The sequence below is a fragment of the Vannielia sp. SX4 genome, from assembly GCF_052828525.1.
The window spans coordinates 3,742,477-3,761,964 of record NZ_CM128247.1; the positions used below are offsets into that span (position 1 = coordinate 3,742,477).

General features: G+C 68.2%; 16 protein-coding genes. 5 read left to right on the top strand and 11 right to left on the bottom strand.

Features of this window, described 5'->3' with window-relative positions:
* Positions 1-177: 177 nt before the first annotated feature.
* From ACUXVX_RS18415 to ACUXVX_RS18435, 5 genes are all read right to left on the bottom strand, one after another.
* Complete coding sequence (locus ACUXVX_RS18415; protein WP_446309444.1) at positions 178-1,011, bottom strand: trypsin-like serine peptidase; 834 nt, start codon at positions 1,009-1,011, stop codon at positions 178-180.
* Positions 1,008-1,832, bottom strand: a complete 825-nt coding sequence (locus ACUXVX_RS18420; RefSeq protein ID WP_222468193.1) for a trypsin-like serine peptidase — start codon at positions 1,830-1,832, stop codon at positions 1,008-1,010. Before ACUXVX_RS18420 ends, ACUXVX_RS18415 begins: the two co-directional genes overlap by 4 nt.
* Positions 1,833-1,976: 144 nt before the next feature.
* Positions 1,977-3,326, bottom strand: a complete 1,350-nt coding sequence (glcF, locus tag ACUXVX_RS18425; RefSeq protein ID WP_446309445.1) for a glycolate oxidase subunit GlcF — start codon at positions 3,324-3,326, stop codon at positions 1,977-1,979.
* A complete protein-coding gene (locus ACUXVX_RS18430) occupies positions 3,323-4,426 on the bottom strand; it encodes an FAD-binding protein (protein ID WP_446311564.1) in 1,104 nt (367 codons plus the stop codon). Before ACUXVX_RS18430 ends, glcF begins: the two co-directional genes overlap by 4 nt.
* 56 nt (positions 4,427-4,482) lie before the next feature.
* Entirely contained in the window at positions 4,483-5,928 is a 1,446-nt protein-coding gene (locus ACUXVX_RS18435) for an FAD-linked oxidase C-terminal domain-containing protein (protein ID WP_446309446.1), read from the bottom strand.
* Between the two features lie 90 nt (positions 5,929-6,018).
* On the opposite strand from ACUXVX_RS18435, the gene ACUXVX_RS18440 reads away from it, so the two are divergent.
* Together ACUXVX_RS18440 and ACUXVX_RS18445 are read left to right on the top strand one after the other, a co-directional pair.
* The gene (locus tag ACUXVX_RS18440; protein WP_222468190.1) at positions 6,019-6,726 is read left to right on the top strand and encodes a DUF599 domain-containing protein; all 708 of its coding nucleotides are present in this window, start codon (positions 6,019-6,021) and stop codon (positions 6,724-6,726) included.
* Positions 6,727-6,786: 60 nt separating this feature from the next.
* Positions 6,787-7,131, top strand: coding sequence for a hypothetical protein (locus ACUXVX_RS18445; protein WP_446309447.1), 345 nt, complete (start codon positions 6,787-6,789; stop codon positions 7,129-7,131).
* A 60-nt stretch (positions 7,132-7,191) separates the two neighbouring features.
* On the opposite strand, the gene ACUXVX_RS18450 is transcribed toward ACUXVX_RS18445, so the two are convergent.
* The 4 genes from ACUXVX_RS18450 to ACUXVX_RS18465 are packed head-to-tail and all read right to left on the bottom strand — an operon-like array spanning position 7,192 to position 14,028.
* Positions 7,192-9,285, bottom strand: coding sequence for a hypothetical protein (locus tag ACUXVX_RS18450; RefSeq protein ID WP_446309448.1), 2,094 nt, complete (start codon positions 9,283-9,285; stop codon positions 7,192-7,194).
* The gene (locus tag ACUXVX_RS18455; protein WP_446309449.1) at positions 9,282-12,095 is read right to left on the bottom strand and encodes a DUF4159 domain-containing protein; all 2,814 of its coding nucleotides are present in this window, start codon (positions 12,093-12,095) and stop codon (positions 9,282-9,284) included. Before ACUXVX_RS18455 ends, ACUXVX_RS18450 begins: the two co-directional genes overlap by 4 nt.
* Positions 12,095-13,024: a DUF58 domain-containing protein gene (locus ACUXVX_RS18460; RefSeq protein ID WP_446309450.1), complete on the bottom strand. Its 930-nt coding sequence runs from the start codon at positions 13,022-13,024 to the stop codon at positions 12,095-12,097. Before ACUXVX_RS18460 ends, ACUXVX_RS18455 begins: the two co-directional genes overlap by 1 nt.
* Positions 13,021-14,028 (bottom strand): AAA family ATPase, encoded by a 1,008-nt coding sequence (locus ACUXVX_RS18465; protein ID WP_446309451.1) that lies wholly within the window; start codon positions 14,026-14,028, stop codon positions 13,021-13,023. Before ACUXVX_RS18465 ends, ACUXVX_RS18460 begins: the two co-directional genes overlap by 4 nt.
* Positions 14,029-14,089: 61 nt before the next feature.
* Between ACUXVX_RS18465 and ACUXVX_RS18470 the strand changes: the two genes are divergently transcribed.
* From ACUXVX_RS18470 to ACUXVX_RS18480, 3 genes are all read left to right on the top strand, one after another.
* Entirely contained in the window at positions 14,090-14,680 is a 591-nt protein-coding gene (locus tag ACUXVX_RS18470) for a DUF1285 domain-containing protein (protein ID WP_446309452.1), read from the top strand.
* 173 nt (positions 14,681-14,853) lie between these two features.
* Positions 14,854-15,267, top strand: a complete 414-nt coding sequence (locus ACUXVX_RS18475; RefSeq protein WP_446309453.1) for a VOC family protein — start codon at positions 14,854-14,856, stop codon at positions 15,265-15,267.
* On the top strand, positions 15,267-15,983 hold the full coding sequence (locus ACUXVX_RS18480; RefSeq protein ID WP_222468184.1) for a helix-turn-helix transcriptional regulator: 717 nt from the start codon (positions 15,267-15,269) through the stop codon (positions 15,981-15,983). The genes ACUXVX_RS18475 and ACUXVX_RS18480 overlap by 1 nt, the downstream gene beginning before the upstream one ends.
* Here the strand turns inward: ACUXVX_RS18480 and ACUXVX_RS18485 are convergent.
* Together ACUXVX_RS18485 and polA are read right to left on the bottom strand one after the other, a co-directional pair.
* Positions 15,980-16,564, bottom strand: a complete 585-nt coding sequence (locus tag ACUXVX_RS18485; protein WP_446309454.1) for a pseudouridine synthase — start codon at positions 16,562-16,564, stop codon at positions 15,980-15,982. The two genes, ACUXVX_RS18480 and ACUXVX_RS18485, sit on opposite strands and share 4 nt — an antisense overlap.
* A gap of 50 nt (positions 16,565-16,614) precedes the next feature.
* Positions 16,615-19,440 carry a DNA polymerase I gene (polA, locus tag ACUXVX_RS18490; protein ID WP_446309455.1) on the bottom strand — a complete coding sequence of 942 codons (2,826 nt, stop codon included), beginning with the start codon at positions 19,438-19,440 and terminating at the stop codon, positions 16,615-16,617.
* Between the last annotated feature and the right edge of the window lie 48 nt (positions 19,441-19,488).

Below are 19,488 nucleotides of genomic sequence, written 5' to 3' on the forward strand. Positions count from 1 at the left end.
TGCCCGCACGGAGACAAGCCGCAGGCGCCGTGCAGCGCCGACCCGCCCCCCGGGGCGGCGCTTCGGTAAAGTCAGCGCTTACCTCGGAGGCGCGAATAACGCTGCACCATAAAGTGGCATGCTCAGCCGGAGGATGCGCCACCCCGCGGGTCGGCGCTGCACGGCTTGTGCCGGGTCTCAGGGCCGCACGAACTTTGCCCCGTTGCCCGGCCGCACGAACCGCGCCCCGGTAGAGGACGACGCCCCCACGCGCAGGTGCTTGGCCGCGCCCACCATCTTGGGGAACACCCCACGCCCGGCCCGCAGATCGGCCTTGAGCTGGCGCACGGCGGGTTCCACCCGCATGCCGAGCGAGAGCACTTTGCCGTCTTCCCGCGCGCCCTTGGAGATGATCGAAACGATCTCGGGCCGCCCGCGCGACAGGTCGAAGACCGGTGCGCCAGAAGAGCCGAAGGTCACATCGCAGGAGAAGGCCAGCGCCCCGACCCGCTCGCCCAGCACCCCGCAGGAGCGTTGCAGCGAGAGCGCCTCTTCCCGGCCCTGGCCGTAGGAAGCGACCGCCACGCTCTCGCCTGCGCGCACATTGGCCGAAATCCCGTAGGGCTCGGCATTGGCGGCGGCGATCGGCCGGTCGAGCTGGATCAGCGCGACATCGGCCATGAGCTGGCCGATCACATCGGTGCTCACCGGCGCATAGCCCGCCATCACCACGGCGCGCGCGCCCCGGCGGGAGGCAATGTCGAGCCCGTCGCGGTATCCGGCGCGGAAGGTGATGGCCCGTGGGTCCAGCCGGTTGCCGCTCTGGTCGAAGAGGCAATGCGCGGCGGTCAGCACGAGGTCGGTCGCAATGAGCGCGCCGGAGCAGAACGAGCCGCGGCCAAGATCGAGCCGGCCCACGGCCTCCCAGCCCAGCCCCTCGGAGCGCAGCGACAGGCGGCGCAGGGCGCTGTCGGCCAGCGCGGGTGTGGCGATCGCCAGCGCGAGCGCGGCAAAGAGGGCGCGGCGGATCATGGCTTCACGAAGCGGGCGCCGATCTCGCGCCGCTCTCCGTTCATCCCGCCGCCCAGAAAGCGCACCGAGCCGCCCGGGTTCAGCGCCCCGCCGCCCCGCGCGATCTCGGCCATCAGAACCTCCAGCACCGGCCCAAGCTCTGTGCCCAACGCCACCGGACGCCCCTGCATGGTGGCCTTGGCGGAAACCACGGAGGTCACCTGCGGCCCCTTGGCCCCGATGGTGAAGACGGGCGCGCCCGAGGAGCCGAAGTCGACCGAGCAGGTCAGCATCACCACCCCGCCCCGGCGCTCCATCACCTCGCATCCGCTCTCGTAAGAGGGCGCCTCGGCCCGGTCCTGTGCGTAGGAGACAACGCCCACCGCCGCGCCCTCACCGGGCGTCTCTGCGGTGTCGAACGGGGTCACGCGGATGGTGCGGATCGGCCGGTCAAGTTGCAGCAGCGCCACGTCGAGCGCCACCCGGTCCAGCTGGTCGCGGCCCTTGTACACGTAGTCGGGGTGGGTCACCGCGCGGCGCACGCCGCGGTAGGCCTCGGCCCGGCCCTCCCGCCAGCCTGCGCGAAACTCGATCTCGTCAATCTCAACCGGCGCGCCGCTGTCCATATGATACAGGCAATGAGCCGCGGTCAGCACCAGATCGGGCGCAATCAGCGCCCCGGTGCAAAAGCTCTTGCGCCCCATCTCGAGCCGCCCCACGGCCTCCCAGCCGCGCCCCTGATCGCTGGTGGACATGCGGGTCAACCCGCTCTCCTGCGCCGCAAGCGGCAGCCCGGCAAGGCAGAGCGCCCCGGCGAGGGCAGAAAGAATGGCGTGGCGCATCGGCACTCCCGGACTGGTCGCTCGTCTGATCTCAGAAGGCGGGTCTAGAGGCCGGGTGGGGCGACAATATGGCAAAGCCGCCGACGCGGCTGCAAACGTTGCACGAAAGCACCGTCAGAAGACATGCCTCTGGCGCGGCGTGCCTCAGCCCAGCGCAGGCGGCTTCGGCCCGCCGGTCGCCCAGTCGAGCAGTTCCACGGTGTGGACGATGGGGGTCTCCGTGCCCGAGCCAATTTGCATCATGCAGCCGATGTTGCCTGCGGCGATGATATCGGGCGCCTTTGCTTCCAACGTGCGGACCTTGCACGCCTTGAGCTGCCCCGAGATCTCGGGCTGCATCAGGTTGTAGGTGCCCGCAGAGCCACAGCAGAGGTGGCTGTCCGCCGGCTCCACCACCTCGAAGCCCGCCGCCTTCAGCAGCGCCTTGGGGTGATCCTTGATCTTCTGGCCGTGCTGGAGCGAGCAGGCCGCGTGATAGGCCACGCGGATCGGCCCGCTGCCCTCAGGCGCGTGGCCCTTGGCCTGTGTTCCGGCGATCTCCGCCTTGGCGAGGTTTCTCGCCTCCACCGGCGCCTCCGGCATCAGTTCCGCCAGCACCTCGGAAATATCCTTGGCGATCCCCGCCACCTTTGCCGCCTCATCGGCCAAGTCGGTCTGGCGGAACATGTGGCCATAGTCCTTCACCGTCGTGCCGCAGCCCGAGGTGTTGATGACGATGGCATCCAGCCCCGCTCCCTCCATTTCCGCCGCCCAGGCGCGGATATTCTTGGCCGCCGTCCCGTGGGCCTCGCTCTCGCGGCCCATGTGGTGCGTAAGCGCCCCGCAGCAGCCCGCGCCCTCGGCCACCACCACCTCGCAGCCCAGCCGGGTGAGCAGCCGGATCGTGGCATCGTTGATATCGGTGTTCAGCGCCTTCTGCGCGCAGCCCGTCATCAGCGCCACCCGCTTGCGGCGCGGCGCAACCGGCGCAAAGCTCTGCGGGTCGTCATTGCGGCTGACGGGCGGAATGCGCTTTGGCGCCATCTCCAGCATCGCCCTGAGCCGCGCAGAAGGGATCAGCCCTCGAAACGGCCGCCCGATCTTTGCCCCCAGCAGCGCCAGCCGAAACCGCCCCGGATAGGGCAGGATGCGCGCAAGGATCCACCGCAACGCGCGGTCCGGCAGGGGCCGCTTGTAGTTTTGCTCGATATAGGCGCGCGCGTGGTCGACCAGATGCATGTAGTGCACGCCGGAGGGGCAGGTCGTCATGCAGGCAAGGCAGCTCAGGCAGCGGTCGATGTGCTTGACGGTCTTCTCATCCGGCACCCGCTCGTTCTCGAGCATGTCCTTGATCAGGTAGATCCGCCCGCGCGGGCTGTCGAGCTCGTCGCCCAGCACTTGGTAGGTCGGGCAGGTCGCGGTGCAAAAGCCGCAATGCACGCAGGCCCGCAGGATCTCGTTGGCCCGCGCCGTGCCCGGATCGGCCAGCTGCGCTTCGGTGAATTCGGTCTTCATGCCATCAGGCCCCTGTTCAGAATGCCCCTCGGGTCGAACCTGGCCCGCAGGCCTGCGGTGAGCGCTGCCAGCTCGGGCCGCTCGGGGTGGAAGCGGGCAATGCCGACGCCCTGCCCGCGCACCCGCGTTGCGTGGCCGTCGAAGGCGCCCAGCGCCGCCCGCAGGTCGGTGCCCGCAGGCACCGCGGCCCAGACCAGCGCGCCGCCCCAGTCGAGCATCACCTTCGCCCCCTCGGGCAGCCGCGCCACGAGGCCCGGCGCATCGGACGGGCGGCAATGCAGCCGCCAGACATCTTCCGCCCCGCCCGCAAAGCGCGCCACATCGCGGAACCACGGCCAATCATGGCTGTCGCTCACCGAGGTCTCGACCTCGCCATAGCTCCCAAGCGCCTCCTTCAGCCGCCCGAGCCGGTAGTCGACCGACCCGGCCATGCCTTCGATCCGAAGCTGGGTCGAGGGCCGGTCATTTGCCGCAAGGTCCGTGTGGCAGGCCGCCGTTACCTCCCACGGAGTACCCAGCGCGGCGCTCATCGCCGCCACGGCCTCACCCACCGAGAGCCCGTCGATCGAAAGCACGCCCGCCACCTCGGGCTTCGGCAGCACCTTCAGCGACACCTCGGTCAGCACCCCCAGCGTGCCATGGCTCCCCGCCATCAGCTTCACCAAGTCATAGCCGGTGACATTCTTCATCACCCGCCCGCCGTTCTGCACCACGCGGCCCGCGCCATCCACGAAGCGCACGCCAAGGCAGAAATCCCGCGCAGCCCCAACAGACACCCGCCTCGGCCCGCTCGCGTTGCTGGCGACCACGCCGCCAATCGTGCTCTCGCCCTCAGTGCTCAGCAGCCCGCGCATGTCGGGCACCTCGAAGGCGAGCCGCTGCCCCTCGGCCTCCAGCGCCGCCTCGATCTCTTTCACCGGCGTGCCCGCCTGCGCCACCAGCGTCAGCGCGCCCGGCTCGTAAAGCGAAATTCCGGCCCCGCCAAAACGCAGCGCCACCCCGTCGGCCACAACGCCCCGCGTGCCACCGCCCCGCACCGAGACAGGCCCCTCCGCGCCCGCAAGCGCCTCCGAAAGTTCCGCCTCGTTCTGCGGCTCCATGATGCTCAACCCGTTCATTTTCTTGCTCTAAATATCCAATCCCGCCATCGCCGCCGTCACGCCGCCTGATCCGGCGCGCGCCGCCGCCCGGCAGAGACCGTGAGCGGAAACACCTTGGCCGGATTCAAAATCCAGCCCCCGTCGAACACGTCCTTCACATCCATCTGCGCCGCCAAGTCGTAAGGCCGGTACTGCACCTCCATCAGGTCGCGCTTCTCGATGCCCACGCCATGCTCGCCGGTCAGGCAGCCGCCCACCTCGACGCAGAGCTTGAGGATCTCGGCGCCGAATTGCTCGCAGAGCTCCAGCTGTCCCTCCTCGTTGGCGTTGAACAGGATCAGCGGGTGCATGTTGCCATCGCCCGCGTGGAAGACGTTGGCCACCTCCAGCCCGAACTCATCGCTCATCTCGCCGATCCGGCGCAGCACGCGCGGCAGCTCGCTCACCGGGATCGTGCCGTCGAGGCACATGTAATCGTTGATCTGCCCCATCGCCCCGAAGGCGCTCTTGCGGCCCAGCCAGATGCGGGCGCTCTCATCCGCGCTCCCGCTCTGGCGCACCTCCACCGGGTTCAACTCCTCTGCGATGCCGCAGATCAGCCCGAGCTGGTGGTCGATCTCCGCTTCCGAGCCTTCCACCTCCACGATCAGCAGCGCCTCGCAATCGGGGTAGCCTGCCCCTGCAAAGGCCTCGGTCGCGCGAATGCAGGGCCGGTCCATGAACTCGATGGCCACCGGCAACACGCCCGCCTTGATGATGTTGGTCACGCATTGCCCGGCCACCTCGGAGCTGTCGAAGCCGATCAGCACGGGCCGGGCGCCCTCGGGCTTGGGCAAAATCCGCAACCAGGCTTCCGTGACCACGCCCAGCTGGCCCTCCGAGCCGCAGATCAGGCCGAGCAGGTCGAGGCCGTTTGCATCCATCCACGGCCCACCGACGCGGGTGATGGTCCCATCGGCCAGCACCATCGTCACGCCCAGCAGGTTGTTGGTGGTCACCCCGTACTTCAGGCAATGCGCCCCGCCGGAGTTCATCGCGATATTGCCCGCAATCGCGCAGGCCAGCTGACTCGACGGGTCGGGCGCATAAAAGAAGCCATCCGCCTCCACCGCGCCGGTCACGCTCAGGTTGGTGCGCCCGGTCTGCACATGCACGTAGCGGTCGGGGTAATTTGTCTCCAGCACCTCCGCCATCCGGGCGACGCCGAGGATCACGCAATCGGCGGTGGGCAGCGCCCCGCCCGCCAGCGAGGTGCCCGCCCCGCGCGGCACCACGGGCACGCCCTCGGCGTGGCACACCTTCAACGCCGCCGAGACCTCCTCGGTCGTCGACGGGAGCACCACGGCAAGCGGCGGGCATTTGTAGGCGGTCAGCGCGTCGCACTCATAGGCCCGCACCTCTTCTTCCGCGTCGATCACCCCGCCGGGCAGGGCATCGCGCAGCCGGGCAACGATCCGGGCTTTGCGGGCGAGAATTTGCGGGTCTGGCTTGGGCATTTCCATGGCGGTGGCACCTCCCTTGCTGAATTGGTCAGAAAATATAACCAATTTTGCCATCTGGCAACCGGCGCTGGCGCGACATAGGGTCCGCCCATGGATCTGATGCCGCTTCTTGCCCCCTTCTCCACCGCCGACGGCGTGGCCGTGGCGCTCATTCTCGGCCTCTGGGCGGTGCTCGGCTGGGTGGTGGAGCACCCGCCAGCGGGCAAGCCCTCGGTCTCGGTGCTGATGCAGGATTACCGGCGTGACTGGCTGCGCGAGCATGTCACCCGTCAGCCCCGCATTTTCGATGCCACCATCCTCGGCAACCTGCGGCAGGGCACCACCTTCTTTGCCTCCGCCTGCATGATCTCCATCGGCGGCGGGCTGGCGGTGATCGGCAACCCCGAGCAGCTCACCGGGCTGGCCGAAGATCTCTCGCTCGGCACCACCACCACGCTGGCCTTCGAGATCAAGATCGTGCTGATCCTGTTCTTCCTCGCCAACGCCTTCCTCAAGTTCGTCTGGGCGCACCGGCTCTTCGGCTACTCCTCGGTGGTCATGGGCGCGATCCCGAATGACGTGGAAGACCCCGCAACCTACCCGCGCGCCGCCAAGGCCGCCGAGATCAACATCACCGCCGCCAAGAGCTTCAACCGTGGCATGCGGTCGATCTACTTCGCCCTCGGGGCGCTTGGCTGGCTGGTCGGGCCGTGGGGGCTGATGCTGGGCGCCATCGTCAGCGCCGTGGTGATCTGGCGGCGCGAGTTCTGGAGCCAGTCACGCGTGGTCCTGATGCAGCCCGATACGGCCGCCGAGTAACCGGCCCCTCTGACGGTTTTGTGACCCGCTGTAATGCCCTGCCATGCCATCTTGCCGGCCATGCGCTGGCTCATCTTTACTCTCCTCGCCCTTCCCGCAACGGCCGATCCGGCAAAGGTCGAGGCCGTCAAGGCCGCGCCCTCCGGCGGGGCATGGCGGTTCGAGGTGACGCTTTCGCATGCCGATACCGGCTGGGACGATTACGCCAACGGCTGGCGGGTCACCAATGAGACCGGCCGCGTGCTCGGCACCCGCGAATTGCTGCACCCTCATGTCGATGAGCAGCCCTTCACCCGAAGCCTCTCCGGTGTGAAGATCCCACAGGGGGTCAAACGCGTCTGGATTGAAACCAGCACCTTGCCGGAAGGCTGGGGCGGCCCGCGCGTTCAGGTCGATCTGCCTTAAGTTGCCGCTTGTTCCGCCGACAGTGCGCGGCTGTGAAGCTATGTTGGGAGACGTCCCGGCCTAAGCCGCCTTCGCGCCGCGCCGGCCTTCCACCAGCCATGCGCCGAGCGTCAGCAAAGCCGCCAGCACGAGGAACAGCAGCGGGTTCACCAGCGGAATTACGGTCACATCCGCCGTCACATAGGCCTCGCGCGGGGTGATCCCGATCCAGCCGCGCCCTGCGGCCACCCGGCCCTCACGGACCTCGCGAATGTCGGGCGCGCCATCTTCCAGCGGCACTACGCCGCCGCGCCGCGCACCAATCGCGGCTTCCAGCACCGCAGCCGTGGCGATGGTTTCCTCAAACTCCTTCGGCGCCGACGGCCCGAGCGCGACAACTGCCGTGCGTTCGCCTTCCACCAGCCGGTAGAGCCCAAGGTCCGGCCCCTCGAACACGCCCTGGTACAGCCCGGGCGAAACCTCTTCGAGCGGCACCACGTACACCGAGCCATCCGGGCCGGTGACCTCCACCTCGTCGGGCGCATCGCCCAGCGTGCGGCGGGTCACAGTCATCTCCTGCCCCACCGCCTCAGCGGTCAGGCTCTCTTCTTCGAGGTCCGGTTCCTTCATCATCCAGTGCGCCAGCCGCCGCAGCAGTTCCAGCTGCGGCCCGCCGCCCTCGAACCCGCGCGACCAGAGCCATGCGTGATCGGAAGCCATCAGCGCCACCCGGCCCTCGCCTTGCCTTTGCAGCACCAGCAGCGGGCGCTCCTCCAGCCCCTGCATCACCACCTGCCCTTCGCCGGGTATCAGGTCCACCAGCCGGAACCAGCGGCCCCAGCCCGGCACGCCCTCTTCTTCGGACGGATAGAGCGCCTCAAGCCCCTCGGTGACCGGGTGCTTCTCGCCCAGTTCGGTCACTTCGGGCAGGAACCCCTCTTCCATCACCCGGGCAGAGGGTGATGCGGGCATGATGTCGCCCAGCGGCGAGCGATAGATGCTGTCGGCGCTGGCAAAATCCGGCCCCGCCGCCACCAGCACCGCCCCGCCGCGCTCCACGTAATCGCGGATGTTGTCGAGGTAGAGCGTGGGCAGGATACCGCGCCGCTTGTAACGGTCGAAGATGATGAGATCGAACTCGTCGATCTTCTCGATGAAGAGCTCGCGGGTCGGGAAGGCGATGAGCGACAGCTCGGAGACCGGCACGCCATCCTGCTTTTCGGGCGGGCGCAGAATGGTGAAATGCACGAGGTCCACCGAAGAGTCCGACTTCAGCAGGTTGCGCCATGTCCGCTCGCCGGGGTGCGGCTCGCCGCTGACCAGCAGCACTCGGAGCCGGTCGCGCACGCCGTTGATCTGCACCACGGCGGCGTTGTTCCGGTCGGTCAGCTCGCCCTCCGCCGTGGGGGTGATGAACTGGATCACGTTCTTGCCGCCGTGGCTCAGGGTCACGGGAAGCGAAAGCTCCTCGCCCACCGGCACATCATAGGTGCGCGGCTCCTCGCCATCGATGGCGATGGAGAGCGGCACGGTGGCGCCGCGCCCCGCACCGGAGGGCAGATCGCCCTGATCCTCGATCATCAGCGTCAGCTCGATCTCTTCGCCGAGGATGCCGAAGGCGGGGGCGTTCTGCACCACAAGGCGGCGGTCCCAATCGGTGGAGTGGCCGGTCATCAGCAGGTGCAATGGCGCGGGCAGATCGGGCGTGCGCTCCATGTCATGCACGCGCCCGTCAGAGATCAGGATCGCCCCGGCCACCCGTGCGCGCGGCTCTTCGGCCAGCGCCTCGGAGAGCGCCGCCATCGCGCGGGTGCCCTCATCGCCCTCGCCATCGCCCACCACGGCCACGCGGGCCTCGGTGTTCGGCATCGCGGCGATCTGCGCCAGCACACGGCCCAGCGCGGCTTGGGTCTGCTCGGCGCGGTCCGAAAGGCCCTGCGACGAGCTTTCATCCACCACCACCAGCACGATATCAGAGAGCGGGTTGCGCTCTTCCTGTTGCAGCGACGGGTTGGCCAGCGCCACCAGAAGGGCCACAGCGGCGAGCGCCCGCAGCCACCAGCCCGCCAGTCCGCGCCAGATTGCCAGCGCGATGAAGAGCACCGCCAGCGCCACGGCGGCATAAAGCGCGATCCACGGCAGATGCGGGTCGAAGATGATGCTGTCTGCGTTCATTGGCCGAGCCTGTCGAGCAGGGCCGGCACGTGGACCTGGTCGCTTTTGTAGTTGCCGGTGAGCACGTGCATGATCAGGTTCACGCCAAAGCGATAAGCGATCTCGCGCTGCTGCTCGCCCGCGTAGCCGCGCCCCACGGGGAACATCGCCGCGCCGTTGTTTTCCACCGCCCAGGCCGCCGCCCAGTCGTTGCCGCCAATCACCACCGGCGTCACCCCGTCATTGAGGTTGCGGAAGGGCATGCCCTCCACCACCTCGGCATCGGGCGGCGCCGCCTCGACCCAGACATCCCGGCTCGCCCAGCGGCCGGGGAAGTCTTGCAACAGGTAGAAGGTGCGGGTCAGCACATGGTCCATCGGGATCGGCTCGAGCGGCGGAATGTCGAGCGGGCGGGCCAGCTCCTGCAGCTTGCGGCCCTCGGGCGTGCCCGCGCCAAAGCCGCCGATATCGGCATCGCGCGTGTCGAACAGGATCATCCCGCCGGTGCGCAGGTAGCGGTTCAGCTTGGCATATGCCTCTTCCGAGGGGATCGGCTGGTTCGGGTTCACCGGCCAGTAGAGGAAGGGGAAGAAAGCCAGCTCATCGGTCTCGAGGTTCACCGCAATCGGCTCGGCAGGCTCGATGGAGGTGCGGCGAAAGAGCGTGTCAGAGAGGCCGCGCAGCCCGGCCTGGGCCACCTCGTCGAGCCGCGCATCTCCAGTGACGACATGGGCCAGCACAACCTCGGTGGTCGCCTCCAGCGCCAGCAGGTCGAGGTCTTCTTCCTGCGCCCGGGCACCGTCCGGCGCTGCGGCCAAGACCGCAGCGATAAGCATCGCGCCCGCCGCAGACGAGCCGCGCGCCACGCCTTTGGCACGCGGCGCGATGAGGCGGCCGCCAAGCCAGAGCGAGGCAATAATATCCAGCGCAAGCGCCACCAGCGCCGCGGTCAGCACAAAGCCCTTCAGCGCGGTCTCCCGGCTTACGGCAAGCCCTTCGACCGGCACCCTTGCGGGCCAGCTCACCGGCTCCAGCACGGCCTCGCTGCCAAGCACGTTGAGCGCGATCAGCCGGTCTTCGCCCGCATAGAGCCCGGGCCGAAGCTCCGGCCCGATGGGCGCCTCACCGGCCAGCGCGGCGCCAAGGTCGGCGCCATCCACGCCCGGCAGCGTGCCTGCATCCTGCACCCCGCCAAAGCCATCCAGCACCCGCTCCGGCGTCCAGACCGTGCCTTCCAGCTCACTCGTCTCCGGGCTCGCTGGCCGGGTCGAGATCGCCAGCCGCTCCAGCATCTGCACGAAGAGGCCCGAGAGCGGCAGAGAGGACCACTCGGCATTGGCGGTCACGTGAAAGAGCACCACAGAGCCCTGCTCCACCCGCTTGCGGGTGACCAGCGGCGTGCCATCGGCCAGCGAAGCAATCACCCGCTCGGCCAGCTCCGGGTCGGGCTGAGCCATCACCTGCGCCGTGACAGTCACATCATCCGGTAGCGCGAGCCCGTAGAAGGGCGAGGCCTCGGGGAAGGGCCGCAGCGCCTTCGGCTCGCCCCAGCTCATCGCCCCGCCCACCGAGCGCCCGCCTTCGCGCAGGCGCACCGGCATCAGCGGGTCTTCATCGCGGCGGCTCACATCGGAGGCGGCCAGTTGCGGCCCGGCGAAACGCAGCAGCATCCCGCCCTCCTCCACCCACGCCAGCAGGTCGTCCTTCTCCGCCTGCGGCAGGTCGGCCACATCGGCAAAAACGATCGCATCGGGGTTGGCCAGCAGGATGTCGGGCAGCGTGCCTTCCACCAGATCGGCGGTCGGCTCAAGCGCGCGCTCGAGGTAATGCAGCGGCGAAAGCAGCTCCAGCCCCTCGCGGTCTTCGCGGCCCGCGATCAGGGCGACCTCGCGGCGGCGCAAACCATCGTCGGTCAGCGTCACTGCACCGGCCCCGCGGGCGGCCTGAAGCTCGAAGCGGGTGATCCGGTTGCGCAACTCGGCGGGCAGCACCAGCGCCACTTCGGCCTCTGTGGCCTGCGGCTCAAACACGGCCTCGGCCCGCGCCAGCACCCGCTCGGTGCCCGAGGGGTCGCGGCCATAGGCCAGCACCGTGGCGGTCTGCGCGGCGGTCTCATCGGGCCGCAGCACCGTCAGCCGCACCTGCCCGTCCTCGAACCGCGCGGGGCGCAGCCCCAACGGGCGGCGGGGGCTTTCGAACACCGTGACAGGGCCCTTTTGCTCAAGCGCGGCCAGCACCTCGTCGCGGCCCTCATGGGCCAGGCCATCGGAGAGCCAATAGGTCTCGAACCCGCCTTCTACGCTCTCGGCCCAGGCCACAGCCGCGCCGCTCTCTGGCGGCCAGGCCGTGGGCTCCAGCCCGGCGAGGCGCGGACCCCAGGCGGCGGCGGCCAGCATCGGCAGCTCGCCCGGCGCGGGCAGCGCGGTGAGCGAGACCACGGCCACCGGCCTGTCGGTTGCGGCGGCATCGGCCAGCAGCCCCTCGATCCGGGCCATCCGCCCGGGCCAGTCGCGCGCATCGGCCCAGCCGCCGTCGAGCGCAATCAGCAGCGGGCCGGTGCCCTCGCGGCGCTCCTCGGGGTTCAGCACCGGGCCGGCAAAGCCGATGATGATCGCGGCCACGGCGAGCATCCGCAGCAGCAGCAGCCACCACGGGGTGCGGTCGGTCTGGCTGTCTTCGTCCTCCAGCCCCAAGAGCAGCGCCACGCCGGGAAAGCGGCGGCGGATCGGCGCGGGCGGCACGGCGCGCAGGAGCAGCCACAGCAGCGGCAGCACGACGAGCGCCCAGAGCAGCAGCGGCGCGGTAAAGCCTATGGGACCGATCGCAAACATCAGCGGCCATGCTCCAATGCGCCGTAGAGCCAGAGCAGCGCGCCCTGCGCCGGGGTGTCGGTGTGATGGGTCGAGAACTGCCAACCGGTGGTGCGGGCCAGTTGCTCCAGCCGGTCCTTGCGGGCGGCCAGACGGTCGAGATAGCGGGCGCGCAGATCACCGGCCTTGCGGGTCTCATGCGCAAGGCTCCCGCCCATGCTCTCGAAGATCGTGCGCCCGTCGAAGGGGAACTCCTCTTCCTGCGGGTCGAGCACCATCAGCAGCGCGCCGCGCACGCCCCGGTCGGCGGCGCGGGCAAGGGCGTTTTCGGCCGCGTCGATCTCGCCCATGAAGTCGCTCAGAAACACCGCGCGGGAGTGCAGCGGCAGGGTATCCCCCCTCGGCGCGCCATAGTCGGGGCCGGGCAGGTTTTGCTCCTCGGCCTCCATCGCCCCGCCCAGCGCATCGGCGATACGGATCAGTTGCAGCGGGCCGGAGCGCGGTGGCTGGTCGAGCCGGGCAAGCCCCACACGCTCGCCGCCGCGCACCAGAAGCACGGCAATCGCGAGGCTCAGCAGCCTTGCACGCTCGGCCTTGGTCGGCCGTTTGCCCGGCGCGCCCGAAAAGCGCATCGACATCGCCTCGTCGCTCCACAGCATGACCGATTGCGCTGCCTGCCACTCCTTCTCACGCACGAAGTGCTGATCGGACTTGGCCGAGCGGCGCCAGTCGATGCTGCGCGCCTCGTCGCCCACCGCCAGCGGGCGGTATTGCCAGAACTCATCGCCCATGCCGCTGCGGCGGCGCCCGTGGGCGCCCAGCAGCACGGTCTGGGCCAGATGCTCGGCATCGGCCAGAAGCGGGGGCAGCGCGGCGGCCAGCCCCTCGGCCTTGGAGCGCAGCCCGCGCCCGACGCCGGCATGAAGAGCAACTGGACCGGCGTCGCTCAAGCGGCAGCCTCCACGCGGGTGACGGTTTCGGCGACGGCCCGGATCACGGCAGAAAGCTCCTCACCCCGCGCACGGGCCGCGAAAGAGAGCGCCATGCGGTGGGTCAGCACCGGAGCGGCCATCGCCAGCACATCCTCGGCGGAGGGCACGAGGCGGCCCTCCAGCAGGGCGCGGGCCCGCACGGTCATCATCAGGGCCTGCGCGGCACGCGGGCCGGGGCCCCAGCTGACCGAGCGCTGCACCTGCTCGGGCGCGGTCGGATCGTCGGGGCGGCAGGCGCGCACCAGATCGAGGATCAGCTCGACCACGCTATCGCCCACTGGCATCCGCCGCAGCAGCGCCTGCGCCGCGATCAGCTCTTCGGCGCTGAAGATCTGGTGGCTTTGCGCCTCCTCCGCACCGGTGGTGGCGAGGATGATGTCACGCTCGGTGTCGCGGTCGGGGTATTCAACGTCGATCTGCACGAGGAAGCGGTCGAGCTGGGCCTCGGGCAGCGGATAGGTGCCCTCCTGCTCGATCGGGTTCTGCGTGGCGAGCACATGGAAGGGCTTGTCGAGCGTCCGGTGCTGGCCGCCTACCGTGACCTCCTTCTCCTGCATCGCCTGAAGCAGCGCCGACTGGGTCCGCGGCGAGGCACGGTTGATCTCGTCGGCCATCAGAAGCTGGCAGAAGATCGGGCCTTCGATGAACCGGAAGGCGCGGGTGCCATCTTCCGCCGTCTCCAGCACCTCGGAGCCGAGGATATCGGCAGGCATCAGATCGGGGGTGAACTGGATGCGGCTGCCATTCAGGCCCATCACCGTGGAGAGCGTGTCGACCAGCCGGGTCTTGCCGAGGCCGGGAAGGCCGATCAGCAGCCCATGCCCGCCGCAAACCAGCGAGGTGAGAACGAGGTCCACCACCTTCTCCTGCCCGATGAACCGGCGGCTGATGGAGGCCCTCGCCTGCCCCAGCTTTTCGGCCAGCGCCTCGATTTCTGGCACGAGGCCCGCGTCGTCGGACATGACATTTCTCCTTGGTCGGCTAGGTTATGGCCCAGTAAGCCATCTATCGCATGTGAGACCAATGGCGAAATCGAAGGCCAGACAAGATATTGTGACCCCGGACGCAGGAAGCCTCGAATCCGCGGCCCGCAGTGCTGCCAAAAAGGGCGGGCTGCCGCCCGTCCACCTGTGGAACCCCGACTTTTGCGGCGACCTCGACATGCGGATCGCCCGCGATGGCACATGGTTCTACCTCGGCACACCCATCGGCCGCCCCGAGCTGGTGCGGCTGTTCTCGACCATCCTGAAGAAGGAGGGAGAAGATTACTTTCTCGTTACCCCGGTCGAGAAAGTCGGCATCACGGTCGATGACGCCCCCTTCGTCGCGGTGGATTTCACCGCCGAGGGTGCGGGCGAGGACCAGCTGCTGCGGTTCGAGACCAACGTGGGCGATGTGACAGAGGCGGGAGCGGAAAACCCGATTCGCGTCGAGCGCGACCCGGAAACCGGCGAGCCCTCGCCCTACGTGCACGTGCGCGCCGGGCTGGAGGCGCTGATCGACCGCAAGAGCTTTTACCGGCTGGTGGAGATCGGCAGCACGGTGGACGGCTGGTTTGGCCTCTGGTCCGGCGGCCAGTTCTTCCGCATCATTCCGGCCAGCGAGCTGCCGTAACTCCTGCCAAATTGTGCGCCTCGCGGCGCATTCCTTTTGTTTGGGTGGATATTTTCAGCAAGAAAATGAACAGGATGCACGAAACCTGCGGGCCACTGACGGGCTCCTGACAGGTAGCTGTCAGGAGGGGGGTGCGATGATGGGGCATCGAAACCCTTCTGAGGATGCCTGCCATGACCGACACGATGACCAACCCCGCCGATACCAAGAGCCTGCCCAAGGACGCACTTGTCTGGTGCGAGATCCCGGTGCGCGATCTCGATGCCGCCATCGCCTATTACGGCAAGGTGCTGGGCAACCCGCTCACCAAGGATGAGAGCGGCCCCAACCCGATGGCCATGCTGCCGGTGAAATCACCGATGGATGGCACCGCCGGCCACCTCTACCCCGGCACCCCTGCGAGTGACGGCAACGGCGTGACCGTGCATCTGGCCGTGGCCTCGCTCGAGCCGGCGCTGGAGCGTGTGATGGAGGCCGGCGGGCGGGTGCTGCCGGGCATTATCCCCATTCCTTCCGGGCGGTTTGCCTATACGGTCGACCCCGATGGCAACTCCATCGGGTTGTTCGAGTTCAACAAGGCTGAGTGATGCGCCGCGCTGACCGCCTCTTCCAGATCGTCCAGCTGCTCCGAGGGGGGCGGCTGGTCACTGCGCGGATGCTGGCCGAGCGGCTGGAGGTGTCCGAGCGCACGATCTACCGCGACATTGCCGATCTGCAGGGCTCCGGTGTGCCGATCGAGGGTGAGGCGGGTGTGGGCTACCTGATGCGCGCAGGTTTCGACCTGCCGCCGCTCATGTTCAACCGCTCCGAGATCGTGGCGCTGGTGGCCGGGGCGCGTCTGATCCGCGCCTGGGGCGGGCTGGAGATGGCCGAGGCCGCCGAGGAGGCCTTGGTGAAGATCGCCGCCGTGCTGCCCGAGGCCGAGCGCGACAAGGCGGCAGGCCTGCAGATTCACGCCTTTTCAATGCCTTACCTCATGGATGATGACACACGGCGGCGGCTCGACGGGATCGAGCGCGCAGTGGATGCGCGCGAGCGGCTGGTGCTGGATTACGGCGATGCCGAGGGGGCACAAACCGCGCGGGTGGTGCGGCCTCTGAGCCTGATTTTCTGGGGCCGGACATGGACGCTGATCGGCTGGTGCGAGCTGCGCGATGATTTCCGGATGTTCCGGGTCGACCGGGTGAAAGGCATGGAAACGGGCGAGCGGTTCAGGATCGAACCGGGCAAGAGCCTGCAGGATTTCTACCGGCAAGAACGGCACCGCGGCGGGTTCGACGCGCGGCGCGAGGGCGCCTGCTAGCGCTTCAGCCGCAGGGTCTTGCGGCGTGGGGTGCGCGGCTCCGGCGGGGTCGCATCCAACTCGCGCCATGCACCGGGGGCGAGGTCTTCCAGCGCCCATGGCCCGATCTGCGCCCGGATCAGCCGCAGGGTCGGGTGGCCCACCGCCGCCGTCATCCGCCGCACCTGCCGGTTGCGCCCCTCGCGGATGGTGAGCGCAAGCCATGTATCGGGCGCCTTGCGAATACGCACCGGCGGGTCGCGCTCCCAAAGCCCCTCCGGCGGCGCGATCACCGCCACCTCCGCCCGCTTGGTCGGCCCGTCCTTCAGCGTCACGCCCATCTTCAGCGCCTCCAGAACGGCAGCATCCGGCGTGCCCTCGACCAGCACCCAATAGGTCTTGGCCATCTTGAACTTCGGAGATGAGATGCGGGCCTGCAGCTTGCCGTCATCGGTAAGCAGCAGCAGCCCCTCGCTGTCGCGATCAAGCCTGCCCGCCGGGTAGACACCCTTGGGCAGCCCGAGCCCGGAAAGCCCCTGCCATTTGCCCTCGTCGGTGAATTGCGAGAGCAGGTTCATCGGTTTGTTTAGGGCGAGAAGCATGGGCGTTTATGGAGGCGCAGAGAGAGGCGGGACAAGTCCTGACCTACGCCTCAATGCGCCTCCGCCCAGCTGTCGCCCTGCCCTGCGTCAACCTCCAGCGGGACGTCGAGATGCACTGCCGGATCGGCGGCGCCTTCCATGACCCGCTTCACCACGGCGATGGTGTCCTCCACCGCGCCCTCCTCGACCTCGAAGATGAGTTCGTCGTGGACCTGCAGCAGCATCTTCGCGGGCAACCCTTCGATGGCCTCCGGCATCCGCACCATCGCCCGGCGGATCACATCGGCCGCGGTGCCCTGGATCGGCGCATTGATCGCCGCCCGCTTGGCAAAGCCCGCGCCCGGCCCCTTGGCGTTGATCTCGGGCGTATGGATCTTGCGACCGAAGAGGGTTTGCACGAAGCCGTTTTCCTTGGCGAAGCCCACCGTCTCATCCATGTATTTCCGAATGCCGGGGAAGCGCTCGAAATACCGGTCGATGAAGGCCTGTGCCTCGGCGCGGGGGATGCGCAGGTTGCGGGCAAGGCCGAAACCGCTGATCCCGTAGATCACGCCGAAGTTGATCGCCTTGGCCTGCCGGCGGATGTCGGGTGTCATCTCATCCAGCGGCACATCGAACATCTCCGACGCCGTCATTGCGTGAATGTCCTGCCCCTCGCGGAAGGCCTCTTTCAGTGCATCGATCCCGGCGATATGGGCGAGGATGCGCAGCTCGATCTGCGAGTAGTCGAGCGATACCAGCTTGTTGCCCGTCTCCGCCACGAAGGCCTCGCGGATGCGGCGGCCCTCCTCGCTGCGCACGGGGATGTTTTGGAGGTTCGGGTCGGTCGAGGCCAGCCGCCCGGTGTTGGCCCCGGTGATCGCGTAGCTGGTGTGCACCCGGCCCGTCTCGGCATTGATATGCGTCTGCAGCGCGTCGGTGTAGGTGCTCTTCAGCTTCGAAAGCTGCCGCCAGTCCAGCACCCGCGCGGGCAGATCGTGCTCGGTGGCCAGATCCTCCAGCACATCGGCGGGGGTGGAATACTTGCCGGTCTTGCCCTTCTTGCCGCCTTCCAGACCCATCTTCTCGAAGAGGATCTCGCCAAGTTGCGCCGGGGAGCCGACATTGAAGCTCTCGCCTGCCAACTCGTGGATCTCGGCCTCCAGCCCGGCCATCTTCTGGGCGAAGGCGTTGGACATGCGGCTCAGCGTGTCACGGTCCACCTTCACGCCATGGCGCTCCATCTGGGCCAGCACCGGCACCAGCGGGCGCTCCAGCGTCTCATACACCGTCGTCACCTTGGCGCGGTGCAGGCGTGGCTTGAAGGTCTGCCAGAGCCGCAGGGTAATATCCGCATCCTCGGCGGCATATTTCACCGCCTCCTCCAGCGGCACCTTGTCGAAGGTGATCGCGCTCTTGCCCGAGCCGATCAGCTCCTTGATCGAGATCGGGTTGTGCCCGAGGTAACGCTCCGAAAGCGCATCCATCCCGTGGCCGTGCAGCCCGCCGTGCATGGCGTAGCTGAGCAGCATGGTGTCGTCGAAGGGCGCCACCTCCACGCCGTAGCGGTGGAAGATCTTGGCGTCATACTTGATGTTCTGGCCGATCTTCAGGATCTGCGGATCCTCCAGCATCGGCTTCAGCGCCGCCAGCGCCTCTTCCAGCGGCAATTGCCCCTCGGCGGGCGTGTCGTCGGCAAAGAGGTCATCGCCGGTGCCCTGCACATGGGCGAGCGGAATGTAGCAGGCCTCGCCCGGCGTGACCGAGAGCGAGATGCCCACCAGATCGGCGGTCATCTCATCGAGGCCGGTCGTCTCGGTATCCACCGCCACGTGGCCGGCATTGGCCACGCGCATCAGCCAGTCGTCCAGCGCTTCGCGGGTGGCGACATGCTCGTATTTCGCGTGGTCGAAGGGAATTTCGGAGGCCGTCGGGTCCGGCATGTCCGAAGCCTCGGCCCCGTCGCTGCCACCTGCGCTACCCGGCGTGTCGTCGATCACCGGCGCCTCGACCTTGAACTGCTCCGCCACCCGCTTGGCCAGCGTGCGGAATTCCATCTCCGCGAGGAAGGCCAGCAGCGCCTCCGGGTCCGGGTCTTTCACCTCCAGATCGTCGAGGGTGAAGTCGAGCGGGGTATTGCAATCGAGCTGCACCAGCCGCTTTGAGATGCGGATCAGCTCGGCATTCTCCTGCAGGCTCTCGCGGCGCTTGGGCTGCTTGATCTCTTCGGCCCGCTCCAGCAGCGTATCGAGATCGCCATATTCGTTGATCAGCAGCGCCGCCGTCTTGATGCCGATGCCGGGCGCTCCCGGCACGTTATCGACGCTGTCGCCCGCCAGAGCCTGCACATCCACCACCCGCTCGGGTTTAACCCCGAACTTCTCGATCACGCCCTCTTCGTCGATGCGCTTGTTCTTCATCGCGTCCAGCATCTCGACGCCGCCGCCGACGAGCTGCATCAGGTCCTTGTCGGAGCTGATGATGGTCACGCGGCCGCCAGCATCCCGCGCCTGACACGACAGGGTCGCGATGATGTCATCGGCCTCGTATCCCTCGATCTCCTCGCAGGCCACGTTGAAGGCGCGGGTGGCCTCGCGGGTCAGCGGGAATTGCGGCACAAGGTCTTCCGGCGCGGGTGGGCGGTTGGCCTTGTACTGGTCATAAATCTCGTTGCGGAACGATTTGCCCGAGTAGTCGAAGATCACCGCCGCATGGGTCGGCGCATCGGGGCCTGTGTTGGCCTCGATGTACTTGTGCAGCATGTTGCAGAACCCCGCGACCGCGCCAATCGGCAGCCCGTCCGACTTGCGGGTGAGCGGCGGCAGCGCGTGGTAGGCGCGAAAGATGAAGGCCGATCCGTCGATCAGGTGAAGGTGGCAGCCCTTGCCAAAAGCCATTGTGTGCGCCTCCCGTATGCGTTGCGGTTTACATGCCACGGGCGGCGC

Coding starts and splice junctions, on each gene's coding strand:
- ACUXVX_RS18415 (WP_446309444.1), bottom strand. CDS start 1,011: ATGATCCGCCGCGCCCTCTTTGCCGCGCTCGCGCTGGCGATCGCCACA.
- ACUXVX_RS18420 (WP_222468193.1), bottom strand. CDS start 1,832: ATGCGCCACGCCATTCTTTCTGCCCTCGCCGGGGCGCTCTGCCTTGCC.
- glcF (WP_446309445.1), bottom strand. CDS start 3,326: ATGAAGACCGAATTCACCGAAGCGCAGCTGGCCGATCCGGGCACGGCG.
- ACUXVX_RS18430 (WP_446311564.1), bottom strand. CDS start 4,426: ATGGAGCCGCAGAACGAGGCGGAACTTTCGGAGGCGCTTGCGGGCGCG.
- ACUXVX_RS18435 (WP_446309446.1), bottom strand. CDS start 5,928: ATGGAAATGCCCAAGCCAGACCCGCAAATTCTCGCCCGCAAAGCCCGG.
- ACUXVX_RS18440 (WP_222468190.1), top strand. CDS start 6,019: ATGGATCTGATGCCGCTTCTTGCCCCCTTCTCCACCGCCGACGGCGTG.
- ACUXVX_RS18445 (WP_446309447.1), top strand. CDS start 6,787: ATGCGCTGGCTCATCTTTACTCTCCTCGCCCTTCCCGCAACGGCCGAT.
- ACUXVX_RS18450 (WP_446309448.1), bottom strand. CDS start 9,285: ATGAACGCAGACAGCATCATCTTCGACCCGCATCTGCCGTGGATCGCG.
- ACUXVX_RS18455 (WP_446309449.1), bottom strand. CDS start 12,095: ATGTTTGCGATCGGTCCCATAGGCTTTACCGCGCCGCTGCTGCTCTGG.
- ACUXVX_RS18465 (WP_446309451.1), bottom strand. CDS start 14,028: ATGTCCGACGACGCGGGCCTCGTGCCAGAAATCGAGGCGCTGGCCGAA.
- ACUXVX_RS18470 (WP_446309452.1), top strand. CDS start 14,090: ATGGCGAAATCGAAGGCCAGACAAGATATTGTGACCCCGGACGCAGGA.
- ACUXVX_RS18475 (WP_446309453.1), top strand. CDS start 14,854: ATGACCGACACGATGACCAACCCCGCCGATACCAAGAGCCTGCCCAAG.
- ACUXVX_RS18480 (WP_222468184.1), top strand. CDS start 15,267: ATGCGCCGCGCTGACCGCCTCTTCCAGATCGTCCAGCTGCTCCGAGGG.
- ACUXVX_RS18485 (WP_446309454.1), bottom strand. CDS start 16,564: ATGCTTCTCGCCCTAAACAAACCGATGAACCTGCTCTCGCAATTCACC.
- polA (WP_446309455.1), bottom strand. CDS start 19,440: ATGGCTTTTGGCAAGGGCTGCCACCTTCACCTGATCGACGGATCGGCC.